The sequence below is a fragment of the Saccharopolyspora sp. CA-218241 genome (assembly GCF_050954615.1).
Taxonomy (GTDB): domain Bacteria; phylum Actinomycetota; class Actinomycetes; order Mycobacteriales; family Pseudonocardiaceae; genus Saccharopolyspora; species Saccharopolyspora cebuensis.
In genome coordinates this window covers 1,734,693-1,749,748 of sequence record NZ_CP191860.1, presented here as the reverse complement: position 1 = coordinate 1,749,748, position 15,056 = coordinate 1,734,693, and the positions used below count along the sequence as shown (strand labels likewise).

Sequence of the window (15,056 nt, the reverse complement as noted above, 5' to 3'; positions counted from 1 at the left end):
GTGCATCACCAGGAGCGCAGCGTGGCGATGCGCTCCTCCAGCTGCTCCACGGTGGCCATCGCGGTCGGCGGACCACCGCAGCTGCGCTGGAGCTCGTTGTAGATCTTGCCGTGCGGTTTCCGGGTGCGGTGGTGGTGCAGCGCCACCAGCGTGTTCAGCTCCTTGCGGAGCTTGCGGAGCTGTTCCTGGACGTTCTGCGGCCGGGAGGCGCGCTGCGCCTGCTCCCGGGCCTGCTCCTCGGCCTTCGCCGACTTGGCCTCGGTCTCCCGCTTGGCGACGACGTCGAGCTGCTCCTCCTGCCGCTGCCGCAGCAGGGCCCGGACCTGGTCGGGTTCGAGCAGCCCCGGCAGGCCCAGGTAGTCCTGCTCCTCCTCGGTGGTGCTGAACGCCGCGGTGCCGAACGAGGAGCCGTCGTAGATGACCTGGTCCAGCTCGGCGTCGGCGCCCAGCGAGGTGAACGCCTTCTCCTCCTCGCCGGGCTCGTCGCGGGTCGCGTTGGCCTGCGCCAGCAGCTCGTCGTCCCAGCCGTCCCTCTCCCGGTGCGGCTTGCCGAGGACGTGGTCCCGCTCGGCCTCCAGCTCGCTGGCCAGGCCGAGCAGCACCGGGACGCTGGGCAGGAAGATGCTGGCGGTCTCGCCGGGTCGCCGGGACCGGACGAAGCGGCCGATGGCCTGGGCGAAGAACAGCGGCGTCGAGGCGCTCGTGGCGTAGACGCCCACCGCCAGCCGGGGGACGTCGACGCCCTCGCTGACCATCCGGACCGCGATCATCCACCGCTCGTCGGACTCGGCGAACTCGGCGATCCGGCCGGAGGCCTTGGGGTCGTCGGAGAGCACCACGACCGGCTCGGCACCGGTGATCCGCTGCAAGGTCTTGGCGTAGGCCTTGGCGCTGACGTGGTCGGTGGCGATGACCAGACCGCCCGCGTCCGGCATCCCGCCTCGGCGGAGCTGCGTCAGGCGGGTGTCGGCGGCCTGGAGCACCGCGGGCAGCCAGTCCCCCGAGGGGTCCAGCGCGGTGCGCCAGGCCCGCGCGGTCTGCTCGGCGGTGAGCGGCTCGCCCAGGCGGGCGCTGAACTCGTCGCCCGCGCTGGTGCGCCACCGGGCCTCCCCGGAGTAGGCCAGGAACAGCACCGGGCGGACGACGCCGTCCTGGAGCGCGTCGGTGTAGCCGTAGGAGTGGTCGGGGCGGCTGCGCTGCGCGCCGTCGGCGTCGGGCTCGTAGTTGATGAACGGGATCGGCGAGTCGTCGCTGCGGAACGGGGTGCCGGTGAGCGAGAGCCTGCGCACCGCCGGGGTGAACGCCTCGCGGATCGCGTCGCCCCAGGACTTGGCATCGCCGGCGTGGTGGACCTCGTCGAGGATCACCAGGGTCTTGCGCCGCTCGGTGCGGACCCGGTGCAGCGTCGGGTGCGCGGCGACCTGCGCGTAGGTGAGCACCACGCCCTGGTAGTCGCTGGAGGTGATCCCGTCGCCGTTGCGGAAGTCCGGGTCCAGCGCGATGCCCGCGCCCGCGGCGGCCAGCGACCACTGGTGCTTGAGGTGCTCGGTGGGGGCGACCACGGTGACGGCCTCGACGGTGCGGTCGGCGAGCAGTTCGGCGGCCACCCGCAGCCCGAACGTGGTCTTGCCCGCACCCGGCGTCGCGACCGCGAGGAAGTCCTGCGGCTTGGTCGACAGGTACTTGGCCAGCGCCCGGCGCTGCCACGCGCGGAGTGGGCGGGACGCGGGCTGCGACGGATCGGTGAGCACGGATCGGACGGGGTGGTCGAGTTGCGCTTCGGACACGCCGGCTCGCCGCTCCTTTCGTGCGTTCTCCGCTGCGGACCGTCGAGCAGCCTACCCGCGACGCGCGCCGCGACCGGGCAGGCCCGGCCGCGCTGAGAGCATCGCGACACCCCGGCTCAGCGCGGTCGGGGTCGATTCGGCCGGGTCGGCGTTCGAGGTGGCCCCGGATGCAGCATCCTGGTGCACGACATGCACCCACCCAGTCCCGACCCCGGCCGACCGCCGGTCGCCCCGGTCCGCCCGGCCCCGCCGGTGCGCCGGGGCCCGCTGCGCTTGGTCGGCCGCACCGTGTACAAGGCGTGGTGGGACAACATCTTCTCGGAATCGGCCTCGGCCGCGTTCTGGCAGACGTTGTCGCTCCCGCCGCTGCTGCTGGCGCTGCTGGGCAGCCTCGGCTTCCTCGGCGACTGGTTCGGCCCGGACCTGGTCGACGTGGTGCAGAGCAAGATCGTGAGCTTCTCGCGCTCGGTGTTCACCCCCAGCGTGGTGGACCAGATCATCGCGCCGACGGTCGCCGACATCCTCACCAAGGGCCAATCCGAGATCGTGTCGGTGGGCTTCGTGCTGTCGCTGTGGGCGGGGTCCTCGGCGCTGGCTTCGCTGGTGGACTCGATCACCCTCGCCTACGACCAGTACCTGGTGCGCAACGCGGTGTGGCAGCGCGTGTTCGCCCTGCTGCTGTACCTGGTGTCGCTGGTGCTCGCGGTGTTCGGGTTGCCGGTGCTGGCGCTGGGACCGGAGTGGCTGCCGACGATCTTCCCGGCGGAGTTCCAGGACGACATCGCCCGGCTCGTCGGGCTGTTCTACTACCCGGCGACCGGCCTGCTGCTGGTGCTGGCGCTGGCCACGCTGTACCGGGTGACGGTGCCCAGGAAGCTGCCGTGGCACCGGGGGCTGCCGGGCGCGCTGCTGGCGATGGCGGTGTTCCTGTGCTCCAGCATCGGCCTGCGGCTCTACATCACCTGGGTGACCAGCACCGGTTACACCTACGGCGCGTTGGCCACGCCGATCGCGTTTCTGCTGTTCGCGTTCTTCATCGGCTTGGCGGTCATCATCGGCGCCCACTTCAACCACACCATCCAGGAGATGTGGCCGGCCCGGATGACGCGGCGGGAGCGCCGGAAGTGGCGCAGGCTGGAGCTGGCCAGGCTGGACCAGCGGATGCACACCGAGGAGGGCTACCTGGCGTGGCGGGAGCGGCGGGACCGCGACCCGGGCGCGCAGGACTCGGGCGCGCAGCAGGAACCTGGGCAGGGCCAGGGCTGATCGCGATTCCGGCGGGGCGGCGGCGGGCTGCCCGGCACCGCCCCGCAGGCGCTCACTCGCCGCCGGGCGGCAGCGAGTTGAAGACCTCCTTGCAGTCCGGGCAGACCGGCGAACCCGGCTTCGGCGACTTCGTCACGGGGAAGACCTCCCGCACAACGCCACCACGTGGGTGCCCGTGACCGCGCTCTCGGCGATCTTGTCCTTCTGCACGTAGTGGAACATGTCCGGACGGTCGTCACTGGTCTGGTCAGTGGTCTCGGTCCGGGTGTCGGTCTCCGGCAGCGTCGTCGTGCTCATGGGTCCATGATGCCCCACGACCGGGGCTGTTGTCCCCGAGGTCGCGGGCGGGTCAGCTGCTCTCCACGACCCGGTTGCCGCCGGTCTCGAGGCTCCGCGGGGACCGGCGGAACCGGTGCGCGTCCTCCTTCTTGCGGGCCGGGCGGTCGTTGGCGACGAGCACGGCCATCCAGGGCAGCGGCACCGAGATCGCGATGATCAGCAGCGCGAGCCACCAGAGCTGCCAGAACTGGTAGATGAGCACGCCGCCGACCAGGCACGGGATGCGGCTGGACATCATGATGAGGTACTTGCGCCGGCGAGCCGCCTGCTCGTCGTCGTAGGACGGCCGGGCCTCGGTGATCAGCACCGGGGAGTCGTCGCGATGGTGCACGGACAACCACCTCCAGACCGGCACCATGGTGCCACCCGGTCGGGCGTGCCGTCAGTGCGGGGACGCCGATTCACCGAGTTCGCCGACTGGGCGCAGCGCCGAAACCCGGCCGGGTTAGATTCGGGTGGACGGCGTCGCGGGAGGCGGACATGTTGTACACGGTGAGCAAGCGGGTCCTGGGCACGCTCGCCCGGACGATCTACCGGCCCACCATCATCGACGCCGACAAGGTCCCGGCATCCGGCCCGGTGATCCTGGCGCCGAACCACCTGGCGGTGCTGGACAGCTTCATCGTGCCGCTGGTGCTGCCGCGCCCGGTGGCCTTCCTCGCCAAGGCCGAGTACTTCCGCGGCACCGGACCGGGCGGGCGGTTCAGCCGCTGGCTGTTCACCTCGCTGGGCGCCATCCCGGTGGACCGGGGCAAGGGTCGGGCCGCGATGGAGGCGCTGAACGCGGCCGAGCAGGTGCTGCGCGACGGCGGTGCGTTCGGCATCCACCCGGAGGGCACCCGCTCCCCCGACGGCAGGCTCTACCGGGGCCGGACCGGCGTGGCACGGCTGGCGCTGAGCACCGGCGCCCCGGTGGTCCCGGTCGCCCTGACCGGCACCGACAAGCTCCAGCCGCGCGGCGCGAAGCTGCCCCGGCCGCACCCGTTCTCGGTGCGCTTCGGCGATCCGCTGCACTTCACCCGCTACAGCGGGATGGAGAACTCGTTGCCGGTGCTGCGCTCGATCACCGACGAGATCATGTACGCCATCGCGGAGCTCTCCGAGCAGGAGTACGTCGACCGGTACCAACGCCCCGGCGCCGCCGCGGCCTGATCGCCGGAGCGGCGGCCGGTCCCCTAGCCTCCCCCTCATGCGAAGGCGCGCGTCCGGCCTGATCCGCGACACCGGCCGGGGCCACGAGGCGGCGATCCTGCGCGCCGCGCTGGAGGCGTTCGCCGCGAAGGGCTTCAACGGCACGTCCATGCGGGAGGTCGCGCACAGCGCCGGGACCAGCCTGTCGAACCTCTACAACTACTTCCCGTCCAAGGGCCACCTGCTCGCCGAGCTGCTCCAGCGCGCCGGGGACGAGCAGCTCAGCCGCGTCCGGGACGCCGCGGCGGGCGGGAGCGCCACCGAACGGCTGGACGCGGTGGTGCGCGCCCACATCGGCTTCAGCACCGAGCACCAGCTCGCCGCGCTGGTGGCGCTCAGCGAGGTCCGCTACCTGGTGGGCGAGCAGCGCACCCGGGTGGTCCGGGCCCGCGACGCGGTGCTGGCCACCGTGGCGCGGATCGTCGCCGACGGCGCGGCCTCCGGCGAGTTCGGCACCCCGCACCCGCACGACGCGGCGCGGGCCATCGTGGCGATGTGCTCCTCGGTGGCCACCTGGTACCGGCCGCGCGGTCGGCTGTCCAGGAAGGCCCTCGCCGAGCAGCACGCGCGCTACGCCCTCGCCCTCCTGGAAGCCGACGCCCTCGGCTGACTCCCGCCCACCCCCGCGTGCGGACGCCCGGGAGGGGATGGTCCAAGATCAACTGCGTTGCCGTCCCGCATCCCGAGCCCCCGGGGGAATGATGTTCGATCCGGACCTGTGGCGGGTCCTGGGCGTGCACTGGCACGGCTACGTCGAGATCGACCGCGGCGACCCGTGGTGGGCCCCGCGGTCCCGGGCGGAGCTGCTGCGGCTCCCGCCCGCCAAGGTCCTGCTCACCCCGGACGCGGCGAGCGACTGGGTGTCGGAGATGACCGCCGCGCACGCCCTCCCCGTGGAGGTTCGCCTGGTCGGAGCACAGGGTCCGCACGGCGGCGTCGGAATACTGGGGGACGACGGGCACCGGGAACACGATTCCCAGGCGGACCACGTCGTCCTCAGCCGGGGCGACAGCCTCCGCTACGACTTTCCCCGCGAGGGCGACAGACTGCACCTGCGGGTGGAAGCGGTCACCGCGCGGCAGTGCGCGGTGACCCACCCACGCGAAGACCAGGAGAGTTGATGCCTGTCCGCGACCACCACCGCCTCGCCGCGGAGATCGTCGCGCCGCTCGACCAGACCTGCCCGGTCTGCCACGGACCGATGATCCCGGTGCAGGGCAGCGACCGGTGGGTCTGCCCGCGGGGTTGCTAGCGCGCCACCCGGCCGGGCGCTACTTCTTCGCCGCCTTGGCCGCCTTCTTGAACGCGCGCACCTCGGCGAGGCTGTCCGGACCGGTGACGTCGGCGATCGAGCGGCGCGAGCCCTCCTCGCCGTAGGCCCCGGCGGCATCGCGCCAGCCGTCCGGGGTGATGCCGAGCTGCTTGCCGAGCAGGGCGACGAAGATCCGCGCCTTCTGGTCGCCGTACCCGGGCAGCGCCTTCACCCGGCGGAGCAGCTCCTCGCCGTCCGGGTCGCCGGACTTCCAGATCTCGTCGGCCCGGCCGTCGTAGTGCTCCAGCACGTAGCCCGCGAGCGCGTGCACCCGGCGCGCCATCGAGGCGCCGTAGCGGTGGATGGCGGGCGGCTGCACGCACAGCTCCACGAACCCGTCGAGGTCGGATTCGGCGATCCTGGTGATGCTGAACCCGTCCATCCGGTCCGCGATCTTCCTCGGCCCGGCGAACGCGTGCTCCATCGGGAACTGCTGGTCGAGGAGGAGCCCGGTCATCAGGGCGAACGGGTCTTCGCTGAGCAGCTCGTCGGCCTCGGGGTCGCCGGTCAGGCGCAGGGCGGTGGACATGAGGTCATCCTGGCACGGGGCCGCACCGCCGGGCACGGCCCGCTCCCGGGGCACGGCGGCCTTGCCAGCGCGGGAGCGCAACGCCCGCTCGTCGAGCTCGGCCGGAGGTGGCGGCGTCGGCGGCGGAACCTCGCGCCGCGAATGATCAGCTTTGACTTATATAAGCCGACGCTGCCATACTCGGCGGGTGCATGCCTTCGACGTGCTCGGCGACCCGGTGCGCCGCCGCATCCTGGAGCTGCTCGCCGAGGGCGAGCGGACGTCCGGGGCGATCACCGCGACCGTGCGGGAGGAGTTCGGGATCTCCCAGCCCGCGGTGTCGCAGCACCTCCGCGTGCTGCGCGAACACGGCTTCACCACGGTCCGGGCGGCGGGCACCCGTCGGCTCTACGCGGTCGACGCCGCACCGCTGCACGAGATCGACACGTGGCTGGAGCGCTTCCGCCGGTTCTGGGACCAGCGGCTCGACGCGCTGGCCACCGAACTGGCCCGCGGCAACCGGGGCCGCACCACCGCGAAAGAAGAGGACCACCATGACTGACACCGCGCAGCTCGTCGACGCCCTGCACCGCCGGGTCGGCACCGGCGCGCACGGCGGGCGCACCATCGCCCTCACCCGCACCTACGACGCCGCGATCGCCGACGTGTGGTCGGCGTGCACCGAACCCGACCGGCTCGCCCGGTGGTTCCTCCCCGTCTCCGGCGATCTGCGCACCGGCGGGCAGTACCGGTTGGAGGGCGGCGCGAGCGGGACCGTCGAGCGCTGCGACCCGCCGCGCGGCTTCACCGCGACCTGGGAGTTCGGCGGCGGGACGAGCCGGATCGAACTCCGGTTGAGCACCGAGGAGGGCGGGCGGACCCGCCTCGAACTCGAGCACTCGGTGCCCGACGACGAGCACTGGGCGGAGTTCGGGCCGGGCGCCGCCGGGGTCGGCTGGGACATCGGGCTGCTGAACCTGGGCCTGCACCTGGCCGGTGAGCAGATCCAGCCCGAGGAGGAGTGGGCGGCGACCGAGCCCGGCCTCCGGTTCATGCGGCTCAGCAGCGCGCGGTGGGGCGAGGCCGACATCGCCGCCGGTGCGGGCCCGGAGCGGGCGCGGGCCGCGGCCGAGCGCACCGCCGCCTTCTACACCGGCTCGACCCAGTAGCGGCGGCGCGGCGAGGCATCGCCGCAGGGCGCCACCGATTCCAGCCGACCGCCGCAGCGCTCGATCACGGCCGCCGACGCCGCGTTGCCCTCGGCGCAGGTCACCAGCACCCGCTCGACGCCGTGATCGCGGGCGATCCGGAGGCCCCGCCGCAGCAGTTCGGTGCCGTACCCGCGCCGTCGGAACCGCCGCAGCACGGCGTAGCCGATGTGCCCGCCGATCCGGCGCAGGTGGTCGTTGAGCTCGTGCCGGACCGACAAGCCGCCCGCGATCTCGCCGTCGACGACCGCCAGCAGGAACGTCCCGGGCACGAATCCGGGCAGCAGGGGCGGGGCGCCGGGGGCCAGCACGGCCACGCACTCGTCCCAGGGCATGTCGGGCGTCAGGCCGGGGCCGAAGTCGAAGTCCTCGGCCGCCAGCTCCCGCTGCGCCGCCCGGAACGCCACCTCGTCCGCCGCGCGCACCGCCCGCAGTTCCAGCACGTGGTCCACGGGCGCGACGATGCCACGCGCCCCGCGCGGCGTTCGAGCGAATATCCGGTCGGGCACCCTGCCGACCAGCCGGTCCCCGCACGTCAGCGGCCCCGTGTGAGGATCGTCGGCGTGATTCCCGACCTCTCCGCGGACCGCATCGACCGGCTCCGCGACGCGTTCCAGGCGGCCCGCTACGACGCCGACGGCGTCCTCGACCTGCTCGGACCGGAAGCCCACGCCGCCCTGGGGCGCGGCGAGCCGGTCCCCGCCCACCGGGCCACCGCCGACGCGGGCGCGCTCGGCACGCTCGTCCGGTTGTTCCTGCTCGGCGAGCCCCAGCCGCGCGGCGCCGTCGAGGCCGCGCTGGCCCCGCTGCCGCTCGACGAGGCGCGGGCCGCCGGGATCGTCGTGGCCGACGGCGACGCGCTGCGCCCCGGGCTCGACGTCCGCCCGCACGGCGCCGGGGACGACTCGTGGTGGGTCGTCTCGGACCTGGACTCCGACCTGCGCGGCGGCCACCCGGTGGCGCCCGACCACGTGCTCGGCGTCGGACACGCCTCGCTGAGCCTGGTGCGGGCCACCTCGCGCCGCCCGGTCGGCTCGCTGCTCGACCTGGGCACCGGCTGCGGGGTGCAGGCGCTGCACGGCAGCGCCCACGCCCGTCGGATCACCGCCACCGACGTCTCGGAGCGGGCCCTGGCGCTGGCCGGGGCGACGTTCCGGTTGAACCGGGTCGAGGCGGAGCTCGCCGCGGGCGAGTGGTTCGAGCCGGTCCAGGGCCGCCGCTTCGACCAGGTCGTGTGCAACCCGCCGTTCGTGGTCGGGCCGCCGCGCACCGACTTCACCTATCGCGACTCCGGGCTCGCCGGGGACGACGCGAGCGCCCTGGTGGTCCGCCAGCTCCCGTCCTTCCTCGAACCGGGCGGTACCGGTCAGCTCCTGGCGTCCTGGGTGCACCGGCGCGGCGAGGACTGGCGCGAGCGGGTCGCCGGGTGGCTGCCACCGGGCGGGGTGGACGCCTGGTTCGTCCAGCGCGACATCGCCGACCCGGTGCTCTACGTGGGGACCTGGCTGCGCGACGCCGGGTACGACCCGCGCTCCCCGGAGGGCGTGCGCAAGGCGAACGAGTGGCTGGACTGGTTCGCCGCCAACGGGGTGGAGGGCGTCGGCTTCGGCTTCGTCACGCTGCGCCGCACCGACGCGGCGCAGGGGGACGTGGTGTGCGAGGACCTCCGGCACGCCTACGACGACCCGCTGGGACCGGAGTCCGACGAGTGGTTGCGCCGCGTCGACTGGCTGCGCGCGCACGGCTCGGACGAGGGCCTGCTCGCGGCCCGGCTGACCACCGCCGAGCACGCGGTGCTGGAGCAGGTCTCCGAACCCGGCGACGAGGGCTGGCGGCCGATCGTGCACCGGCTGCACCGCACCGACGGGCCGGGCTGGCAGCACGAGGTCGACGAGCTGGGCGCGCGGCTGCTGGCGGGCTGCCGGGGCGCTCTGCCGCTGGGCGACCTGCTGGAGCTGCTCGCGCTGGGCGGCGGGCTGGGCCCCGCCGAGCTGACCCGTTCCGCGCTGCCGGTGTTCCGCGAACTGATCCGGCACGGAATGGTGCTTCCCGCGGAATGGCGGGAGCAGCGATGAGGGCGGTCGCCACGCGGGTCACGCGGGCCTCGGTGAGCGTCGAGGGCACCGAGGTCGGTTCGATCGCGGAACCGGGGCTGCTGGTGCTTTTGGGCGTGACGCATTCCGATGGTTCCGGCGAAGCCGTCGCAATGGCGCGGAAACTGCACGAGTTGCGGGTGCTGCGCGACGAGGAGTCGTGCGCGACCACCGGCGCACCGCTGCTGGTGGTCAGCCAGTTCACGCTCTACGGCTCGACCAAGCGCGGGCGGCGCCCGTCCTGGACCGAGGCGGCCCGGCCCGAGCAGGCCGAACCCCTGGTCGACGCGGTGGTCGCGGAGCTGCGGCGGCGGGGCGCGGAGGTGGCCACCGGGGTGTTCGGGGCGATGATGTCGATCGAGAGCGTGAACGACGGTCCATTCACACTTTTGGTTGAGGTTTAAAAGTAACGAGGGCTCTCAGGAAAACCTCAGGCTTTGGCGCGCAACCGATGTGACCGCCATGACGTCCACCAGTCGCCGAGAGCGGGAACGAATTCGGAGCACGAGTCGTTTTCCCAGTAACGAAGCTTCGGCGCCAGGTCCTCCGCCCAGGTGGGTACTCCACCCGGTAGGAGGGTCTGGAACCCCTACAACACAGACGTCGACGTGGCACTCGGAACCCTTCACCTCCGAGCGTACGCGTCCGCAGCACCCTCGCCGTCCGGCGAAGGTGTGATTGCGCCCGCCAAGCCAGCCCGCCAGGGAGGGAGCACAATGACCGTCCCGCAGACCGCCAACCCGACCACCACCGCCCCCGAGGACCTGGACAACCAAGGCCCGTCGGCCGACTTGGTGCGCGTGTACCTCAACGGGATCGGGCGGACCGCGCTGCTCACCGCCCAGGAGGAGGTCGACCTCGCCAAGCGGATCGAGGCGGGTGTGTTCGCCAAGCACCTCTTGGAGACCGACGACACGCTGTCCCGGGAGCGGCGCTCGGACCTCAACGCCGTGGTGCGCGACGGCCGCCGGGCCAAGAATCACCTGATGGAGGCCAACCTCCGCCTGGTGGTCAGCCTGGCCAAGCGCTACACCGGCCGCGGCATGCCGCTGCTGGACCTGATCCAGGAGGGCAACCTCGGCCTCATCCGCGCGGTGGAGAAGTTCGACTACACCAAGGGCTTCAAGTTCTCCACGTACGCGACCTGGTGGATCCGGCAGGCCATCACCCGCGGCATGGCGGACCAGAGCCGCACCATCCGGCTTCCCGTCCACCTGGTCGAGCAGGTCAACAAGCTGGCCCGGATCAAGCGCGACCTGCACCAGAAGTTCGGCCGCGAGGCCACCGACGAGGAGCTGGCCGAGGAGGCCGGCATGACGGTGACCAAGGTCATCGACCTGATGGACCACTCGCGCGACCCGGTCAGCCTGGACATGCCGGTCGGTTCCGAGGAGGACGCCCCGCTCGGCGACTTCATCGAGGACTCCGAGTCCGCGGACGCGGAGAACGCGGTGATCTCCGGCTTCCTGCAGGACGACCTCCGCCGAGTGCTGGGCACGCTGGAGGAGCGCGAGCAGGCGGTGATCCGGATGCGCTACGGCCTCGACGACGGCCAGCCGCGCACCCTCGACCAGATCGGCAAGGCGTTCGGGCTTTCCCGCGAGCGGGTCCGCCAGATCGAACGCGAAGTCATGGCCAAGCTGCGCCAGGGCGACCGGGCCGACCGGCTCCGGGCCTACGCGAGCTGACCGGCGCGCCGGACGGGTTGCACCCGTTCGGCGCGTTGACGCCCCACCGCCGGGCCCCCACCCTGGGACCCGTCTCCGCACTCGCCTCGGCTCTTCGAACTCGACGAGCCGTAGAACTCAGCGGCCTCCGCGCCCTCGGACCGCGTCCTCGCGAGAAGGCCCCGCGGGACCGCGGCGCCACCTCTCGCGGGTGGCGGCGGCCCCCGTTCGTCGAAGCCCGCGGTGACAGGTCCTGAGCGGTCCGGCGCAGGAGCCCCGCGGCGAGGGCCCACCTCGTCGCCATCCCCGGGAGGCCGGACCCGCCTTCGTCGCGGGTCCGACCTCCCGATTCGCGCGTCAGGCCTCGGTCAGGAACCGCTCGCGCCACCGCTGCAGCTCCGCCTCGGTCACCCCGTGCGCCCGCAGCCAGCCCGCGGCCTGGTCGGGGTGCTCGGCGAAGCACGCCAGCACCGCTTCGATCGCGTCGACCGGCGTCGAGGCCAGCTGCATCACGTCCTCCTCGTCGACCCCGGGCGGCAGTTCGGGGGCGACGTCGAGCCGTTGCAGCACCCGGTACATGTTGCGATCGGTGCGCACGTAATCGGCGACGATCGCGTCCTCCCGGACCCCGGCCGCGCTGAGCAGCAGCGCGCTGATCACACCAGTGCGATCCTTGCCCGCGGCGCAGTGCACCAGCACCGGACCCTCGGCGGCCAGGGCGATCCGGAACACCTCGGCGACCCGCTCCCCCGCCTGGCGCAGGATCGCCCGGTACATCGCGGTCAGCTCGTGATCGCCGTCCTCGGCTTCCGCGGTGGGGTCGATCCCCGCGAGCAGCGCCATCGGGCGCACCTCGGCGATCCCGGCCAGCGGGTGCACCGCCCCGGACAGCTCGGCGGGTTCGCGCAGATCGATCACGACCGCCGGCGGCCACTCCGGGACCACCTCGGGTTCGCGGTCGCCGTCGTGCGGCGCATCGCTGCGGTACACCACGCCGGTCCGGGTCACCACGCCGTCGGACACCGGCTGACCACCCAGGTCCCGCAGGTTGACCAGGCCGCTGAGCGGCGATTCCGTGGTCGACAAGGGCACTTCTCCTCGATGTCGCGCGTCTTCTGGGCTGCCAGCCTCGCAGCCCCGCCCACCGGCGACCAGACCCACCCGGCGCATTCCCCGGCAGTTACCAACTCCACATCCCCTTGACCAGCGGCTCCGGAACACCTCCGAGTGCGCTCGCGGAGCCTCCGACGTCGTGCGACGCGCTTCCGGCCACCGCAACCCCGGGCTGGGCGCCCCGCCGCGCGCGGTGTTTATTGGGTCGGCGTACCCGAACGCGCGCAAAGGAGCGGCGACGTGACCACCACCTTCGACTTCACCGAGGTGCTGCCCCTCGGTCCCGATCCCACCGAGTACCGCCTGCTGACCGAGGACGGGGTCCGGCTCGTCGAGGCGGCCGGGCGGAAGTTCCTCGAAATCCAGCCCGGCACGCTCACCGCGCTGGCCGCCGAGGCCGTCAAGGACATCCAGCACCTGCTGCGGCCCTCCCACCTGGCCCAGCTCAAGGCCATCGTCGACGACCCCGAGGCCAGCGCCAACGACCGGTTCGTGGCCACCGACCTGCTGCGCAACGCGTGCGTGTCCGCAGGGGGCGTGCTGCCGATGTGCCAGGACACCGGCACCGCGATCGTGATCGGCAAGCGCACCGAGGCCGTGCTCACCGGGGGCGGGGACGAGGAGCTGCTGGCCCGCGGCGTCTTCGACGCCTACCAGGATCTCAACCTGCGCTACTCCCAGATGGCCCCGCTGAACTTCTGGGAGGAGCGCAACACCGGCAGCAACCTGCCCGCGCAGATCGAGCTGTCCCACAAGCCCGGCACCGACCCGGCCTACGAGTTCCTGTTCCTGGCCAAGGGCGGCGGCAGCGCGAACAAGACCTTCCTGTACCAGGAGACCAAGGCGCTGCTGAACCCGACCCGCCTCGGCCGGTTCCTGGAGGAGAAGCTGCGCTCCCTGGGCACCGCGGCCTGCCCGCCGTACCACCTGGCGATCGTCGTCGGCGGCATGTCCGCCGAGTACAACCTCAAGGTCGCGAAGCTGGCCTCCGCCCGCTACCTCGACGAGCTGCCGCGCGCCGGATCGCCCTCGGGGCACGCGCTGCGCGACGTCGAGATGGAGCAGCAGGTGCTGGAGATGACCCGGCAGTTCGGCATCGGCGCGCAATTCGGCGGCAAGTACTTCTGCCACGACGTGCGGGTCATCCGGCTGCCCCGGCACGGCGCCTCGCTGCCGGTGGGCGTGGCGGTGTCGTGCTCGGCGGACCGGCAGGCCAAGGCCAAGATCACCCCGGAAGGCGTGTTCCTGGAGCAGCTCGAACGGGATCCGGCCCGGTACCTGCCGGAGGTCGACGACGCGCAGCTCTCCGACGAGGTCGTGCGCATCGACCTGAACCAGCCGATGTCGCGGATCCGGGAGGTGCTCTCGACGCTGCCGGTCAAAACCCGGGTGTCGCTGACCGGTCCGCTGGTGGTGGCGCGCGACATCGCCCACGCCAAGATCGCCGAGCGGCTCGACGCCGGCGAACCGATGCCGCAGTACCTGCGCGACCACCCGGTGTACTACGCCGGCCCGGCCAAGACCCCGGACGGATACCCGTCGGGTTCGTTCGGCCCGACCACCGCGGGCCGGATGGACGGCTACGTCGAGCAGTTCCAGGCGGCGGGCGGCTCGCACGTCATGCTCGCCAAGGGCAACCGGTCGAAGCAGGTGACCGAATCCTGCCGCGCGCACGGCGGGTTCTACCTGGGCTCGATCGGCGGGCCCGCCGCCAGGCTGGCCCAGGACTGCATCCGCTCGGTCGAGGTCCTCGAATACGCCGAGCTCGGCATGGAGGCCGTCTGGAAGATCGAGGTCGAGGACTTCCCCGCGTTCGTCGTCGTGGACGACAAGGGCAACGACTTCTTCGCCGAAGCCACCACCCCGACCCTGCAGATCTCCTTCAACCGCTGAGCGGACCGCACCCGGCCCCGCACGGGGCCGGGTCCGCGCACCCACCTCGGCGGTTCCCCGCTGCGGGGCCGTCCTCGCGGCGGGACCGCCGAGGTGGGTGCGTCCGGAGGGACTGCTGGGGCCACCGATCGGACCGGTGGGCGCACCAGGCGGTCAGCGCGGCACCTTCACGTCCTGCTGCTCCAGGACGACGGTGCGCTGGTCCAGCGGAGCGTCCAGGCGCACCGCCACCGGCGGGTAGCGGAGATCCATCGTGCACATCCCCGGTGGCTCCGGTGTTTCCTCCACGAACCGGACGGTGACGTGCTGGGCGGTCTGCTCGGCCACTTCGGCGTGCACCTGGCTGCACCCTCCTTCCTGGCCGGTGGCGACCACCACGGTCCCCCCGTCCTGGGTCCAGACCTGGCGCGGATATCCTCGCGGCAACCGTTCGGCGTCCACTGCGGATTCCGCGATCGGTGTCCGTTCGGCCTCCGGTTTCGGTGCCACCGGCCCGGGTGGGGCGGGCGGCTGACCGCCGAAGCCGATGTCCTCTGCGGGCTGTTGAGCGCAGGCCGTCACCCCGAGGAGCAACGCCGCCGCGCCCACTGTGGTGTGCAGGCGTCTCATGCCGGGAAGACGGAAGCCGCCCCCGCACGGGTTGCGCGGCCGGGGATCCCGGTTTTCCCAGATTCCGGAA

General features: G+C 72.7%; 17 protein-coding genes and 1 pseudogene. 11 read left to right on the top strand and 7 right to left on the bottom strand.

Going from position 1 to position 15,056, the window contains the following annotated elements:
- Positions 1-5 precede the first annotated feature (5 nt).
- Positions 6-1,751, bottom strand: a complete 1,746-nt coding sequence (locus tag ACQP0T_RS08545; protein ID WP_433873635.1) for a DEAD/DEAH box helicase — start codon at positions 1,749-1,751, stop codon at positions 6-8.
- 225 nt (positions 1,752-1,976) lie between these two features.
- Here ACQP0T_RS08545 and ACQP0T_RS08540 point away from each other — a divergent pair, with 225 nt between their 5' ends.
- On the top strand, positions 1,977-3,053 hold the full coding sequence (locus ACQP0T_RS08540) for a YihY/virulence factor BrkB family protein (RefSeq protein ID WP_433872072.1): 1,077 nt from the start codon (positions 1,977-1,979) through the stop codon (positions 3,051-3,053).
- A gap of 52 nt (positions 3,054-3,105) precedes the next feature.
- Here the strand turns inward: ACQP0T_RS08540 and ACQP0T_RS08535 are convergent.
- Together ACQP0T_RS08535 and ACQP0T_RS08530 are read right to left on the bottom strand one after the other, a co-directional pair.
- A pseudogene (locus ACQP0T_RS08535) lies at positions 3,106-3,350 on the bottom strand (DUF3039 domain-containing protein).
- A 52-nt stretch (positions 3,351-3,402) separates the two neighbouring features.
- Positions 3,403-3,750, bottom strand: coding sequence for a DUF3099 domain-containing protein (locus ACQP0T_RS08530; protein ID WP_433872071.1), 348 nt, complete (start codon positions 3,748-3,750; stop codon positions 3,403-3,405).
- A 122-nt stretch (positions 3,751-3,872) separates the two neighbouring features.
- On the opposite strand from ACQP0T_RS08530, the gene ACQP0T_RS08525 reads away from it, so the two are divergent.
- From ACQP0T_RS08525 to ACQP0T_RS08510, 4 genes are all read left to right on the top strand, one after another.
- Positions 3,873-4,544 carry a lysophospholipid acyltransferase family protein gene (locus ACQP0T_RS08525; RefSeq protein ID WP_433872070.1) on the top strand — a complete coding sequence of 224 codons (672 nt, stop codon included), beginning with the start codon at positions 3,873-3,875 and terminating at the stop codon, positions 4,542-4,544.
- 37 nt (positions 4,545-4,581) lie between these two features.
- Positions 4,582-5,193: a TetR/AcrR family transcriptional regulator gene (locus ACQP0T_RS08520; protein ID WP_345365333.1), complete on the top strand. Its 612-nt coding sequence runs from the start codon at positions 4,582-4,584 to the stop codon at positions 5,191-5,193.
- A gap of 91 nt (positions 5,194-5,284) precedes the next feature.
- Positions 5,285-5,704 carry a hypothetical protein gene (locus tag ACQP0T_RS08515; RefSeq protein ID WP_345365331.1) on the top strand — a complete coding sequence of 140 codons (420 nt, stop codon included), beginning with the start codon at positions 5,285-5,287 and terminating at the stop codon, positions 5,702-5,704.
- Positions 5,704-5,835 carry a hypothetical protein gene (locus ACQP0T_RS08510; RefSeq protein WP_433872069.1) on the top strand — a complete coding sequence of 44 codons (132 nt, stop codon included), beginning with the start codon at positions 5,704-5,706 and terminating at the stop codon, positions 5,833-5,835. The genes ACQP0T_RS08515 and ACQP0T_RS08510 overlap by 1 nt, the downstream gene beginning before the upstream one ends.
- A gap of 19 nt (positions 5,836-5,854) precedes the next feature.
- Here ACQP0T_RS08510 and ACQP0T_RS08505 read toward each other — a convergent pair whose 3' ends face one another.
- Complete coding sequence (locus ACQP0T_RS08505; protein WP_433872068.1) at positions 5,855-6,424, bottom strand: HhH-GPD-type base excision DNA repair protein; 570 nt, start codon at positions 6,422-6,424, stop codon at positions 5,855-5,857.
- Positions 6,425-6,611: 187 nt separating this feature from the next.
- Between ACQP0T_RS08505 and ACQP0T_RS08500 the strand changes: the two genes are divergently transcribed.
- A complete protein-coding gene (locus ACQP0T_RS08500; RefSeq protein WP_345365325.1) occupies positions 6,612-6,965 on the top strand; it encodes an ArsR/SmtB family transcription factor in 354 nt (117 codons plus the stop codon).
- The gene (locus ACQP0T_RS08495) at positions 6,958-7,572 is read left to right on the top strand and encodes an SRPBCC family protein (protein WP_433872067.1); all 615 of its coding nucleotides are present in this window, start codon (positions 6,958-6,960) and stop codon (positions 7,570-7,572) included. Before ACQP0T_RS08500 ends, ACQP0T_RS08495 begins: the two co-directional genes overlap by 8 nt.
- Here the strand turns inward: ACQP0T_RS08495 and ACQP0T_RS08490 are convergent.
- Positions 7,551-8,063, bottom strand: a complete 513-nt coding sequence (locus tag ACQP0T_RS08490) for a GNAT family N-acetyltransferase (RefSeq protein ID WP_433872066.1) — start codon at positions 8,061-8,063, stop codon at positions 7,551-7,553. The genes ACQP0T_RS08495 and ACQP0T_RS08490 overlap by 22 nt on opposite strands.
- A 111-nt stretch (positions 8,064-8,174) precedes the next feature.
- On the opposite strand from ACQP0T_RS08490, the gene ACQP0T_RS08485 reads away from it, so the two are divergent.
- From ACQP0T_RS08485 to ACQP0T_RS08475, 3 genes are all read left to right on the top strand, one after another.
- On the top strand, positions 8,175-9,686 hold the full coding sequence (locus ACQP0T_RS08485) for a DUF7059 domain-containing protein (RefSeq protein WP_433872065.1): 1,512 nt from the start codon (positions 8,175-8,177) through the stop codon (positions 9,684-9,686).
- Positions 9,683-10,108 carry a D-aminoacyl-tRNA deacylase gene (dtd, locus tag ACQP0T_RS08480; protein ID WP_433873633.1) on the top strand — a complete coding sequence of 142 codons (426 nt, stop codon included), beginning with the start codon at positions 9,683-9,685 and terminating at the stop codon, positions 10,106-10,108. Before ACQP0T_RS08485 ends, dtd begins: the two co-directional genes overlap by 4 nt.
- A 312-nt stretch (positions 10,109-10,420) precedes the next feature.
- The gene (locus ACQP0T_RS08475) at positions 10,421-11,392 is read left to right on the top strand and encodes a sigma-70 family RNA polymerase sigma factor (protein WP_433872064.1); all 972 of its coding nucleotides are present in this window, start codon (positions 10,421-10,423) and stop codon (positions 11,390-11,392) included.
- 336 nt (positions 11,393-11,728) lie between these two features.
- On the opposite strand, the gene ACQP0T_RS08470 is transcribed toward ACQP0T_RS08475, so the two are convergent.
- Positions 11,729-12,457, bottom strand: coding sequence for a tyrosine-protein phosphatase (locus tag ACQP0T_RS08470; protein WP_433872063.1), 729 nt, complete (start codon positions 12,455-12,457; stop codon positions 11,729-11,731).
- A gap of 267 nt (positions 12,458-12,724) precedes the next feature.
- Here ACQP0T_RS08470 and ACQP0T_RS08465 point away from each other — a divergent pair, with 267 nt between their 5' ends.
- On the top strand, positions 12,725-14,377 hold the full coding sequence (locus ACQP0T_RS08465; protein WP_433872062.1) for a fumarate hydratase: 1,653 nt from the start codon (positions 12,725-12,727) through the stop codon (positions 14,375-14,377).
- Between the two features lie 153 nt (positions 14,378-14,530).
- On the opposite strand, the gene ACQP0T_RS08460 is transcribed toward ACQP0T_RS08465, so the two are convergent.
- Positions 14,531-14,986 (bottom strand): hypothetical protein, encoded by a 456-nt coding sequence (locus ACQP0T_RS08460; RefSeq protein ID WP_345365309.1) that lies wholly within the window; start codon positions 14,984-14,986, stop codon positions 14,531-14,533.
- Positions 14,987-15,056: the final 70 nt, after the last annotated feature.

Coding starts and splice junctions, on each gene's coding strand:
- ACQP0T_RS08540 (WP_433872072.1), top strand. CDS start 1,977: ATGCACCCACCCAGTCCCGACCCCGGCCGACCGCCGGTCGCCCCGGTC.
- ACQP0T_RS08530 (WP_433872071.1), bottom strand. CDS start 3,750: ATGGTGCCGGTCTGGAGGTGGTTGTCCGTGCACCATCGCGACGACTCC.
- ACQP0T_RS08525 (WP_433872070.1), top strand. CDS start 3,873: ATGTTGTACACGGTGAGCAAGCGGGTCCTGGGCACGCTCGCCCGGACG.
- ACQP0T_RS08520 (WP_345365333.1), top strand. CDS start 4,582: ATGCGAAGGCGCGCGTCCGGCCTGATCCGCGACACCGGCCGGGGCCAC.
- ACQP0T_RS08515 (WP_345365331.1), top strand. CDS start 5,285: ATGTTCGATCCGGACCTGTGGCGGGTCCTGGGCGTGCACTGGCACGGC.
- ACQP0T_RS08510 (WP_433872069.1), top strand. CDS start 5,704: ATGCCTGTCCGCGACCACCACCGCCTCGCCGCGGAGATCGTCGCGCCG.
- ACQP0T_RS08505 (WP_433872068.1), bottom strand. CDS start 6,424: ATGTCCACCGCCCTGCGCCTGACCGGCGACCCCGAGGCCGACGAGCTG.
- ACQP0T_RS08495 (WP_433872067.1), top strand. CDS start 6,958: ATGACTGACACCGCGCAGCTCGTCGACGCCCTGCACCGCCGGGTCGGC.
- dtd (WP_433873633.1), top strand. CDS start 9,683: ATGAGGGCGGTCGCCACGCGGGTCACGCGGGCCTCGGTGAGCGTCGAG.
- ACQP0T_RS08475 (WP_433872064.1), top strand. CDS start 10,421: ATGACCGTCCCGCAGACCGCCAACCCGACCACCACCGCCCCCGAGGAC.
- ACQP0T_RS08460 (WP_345365309.1), bottom strand. CDS start 14,986: ATGAGACGCCTGCACACCACAGTGGGCGCGGCGGCGTTGCTCCTCGGG.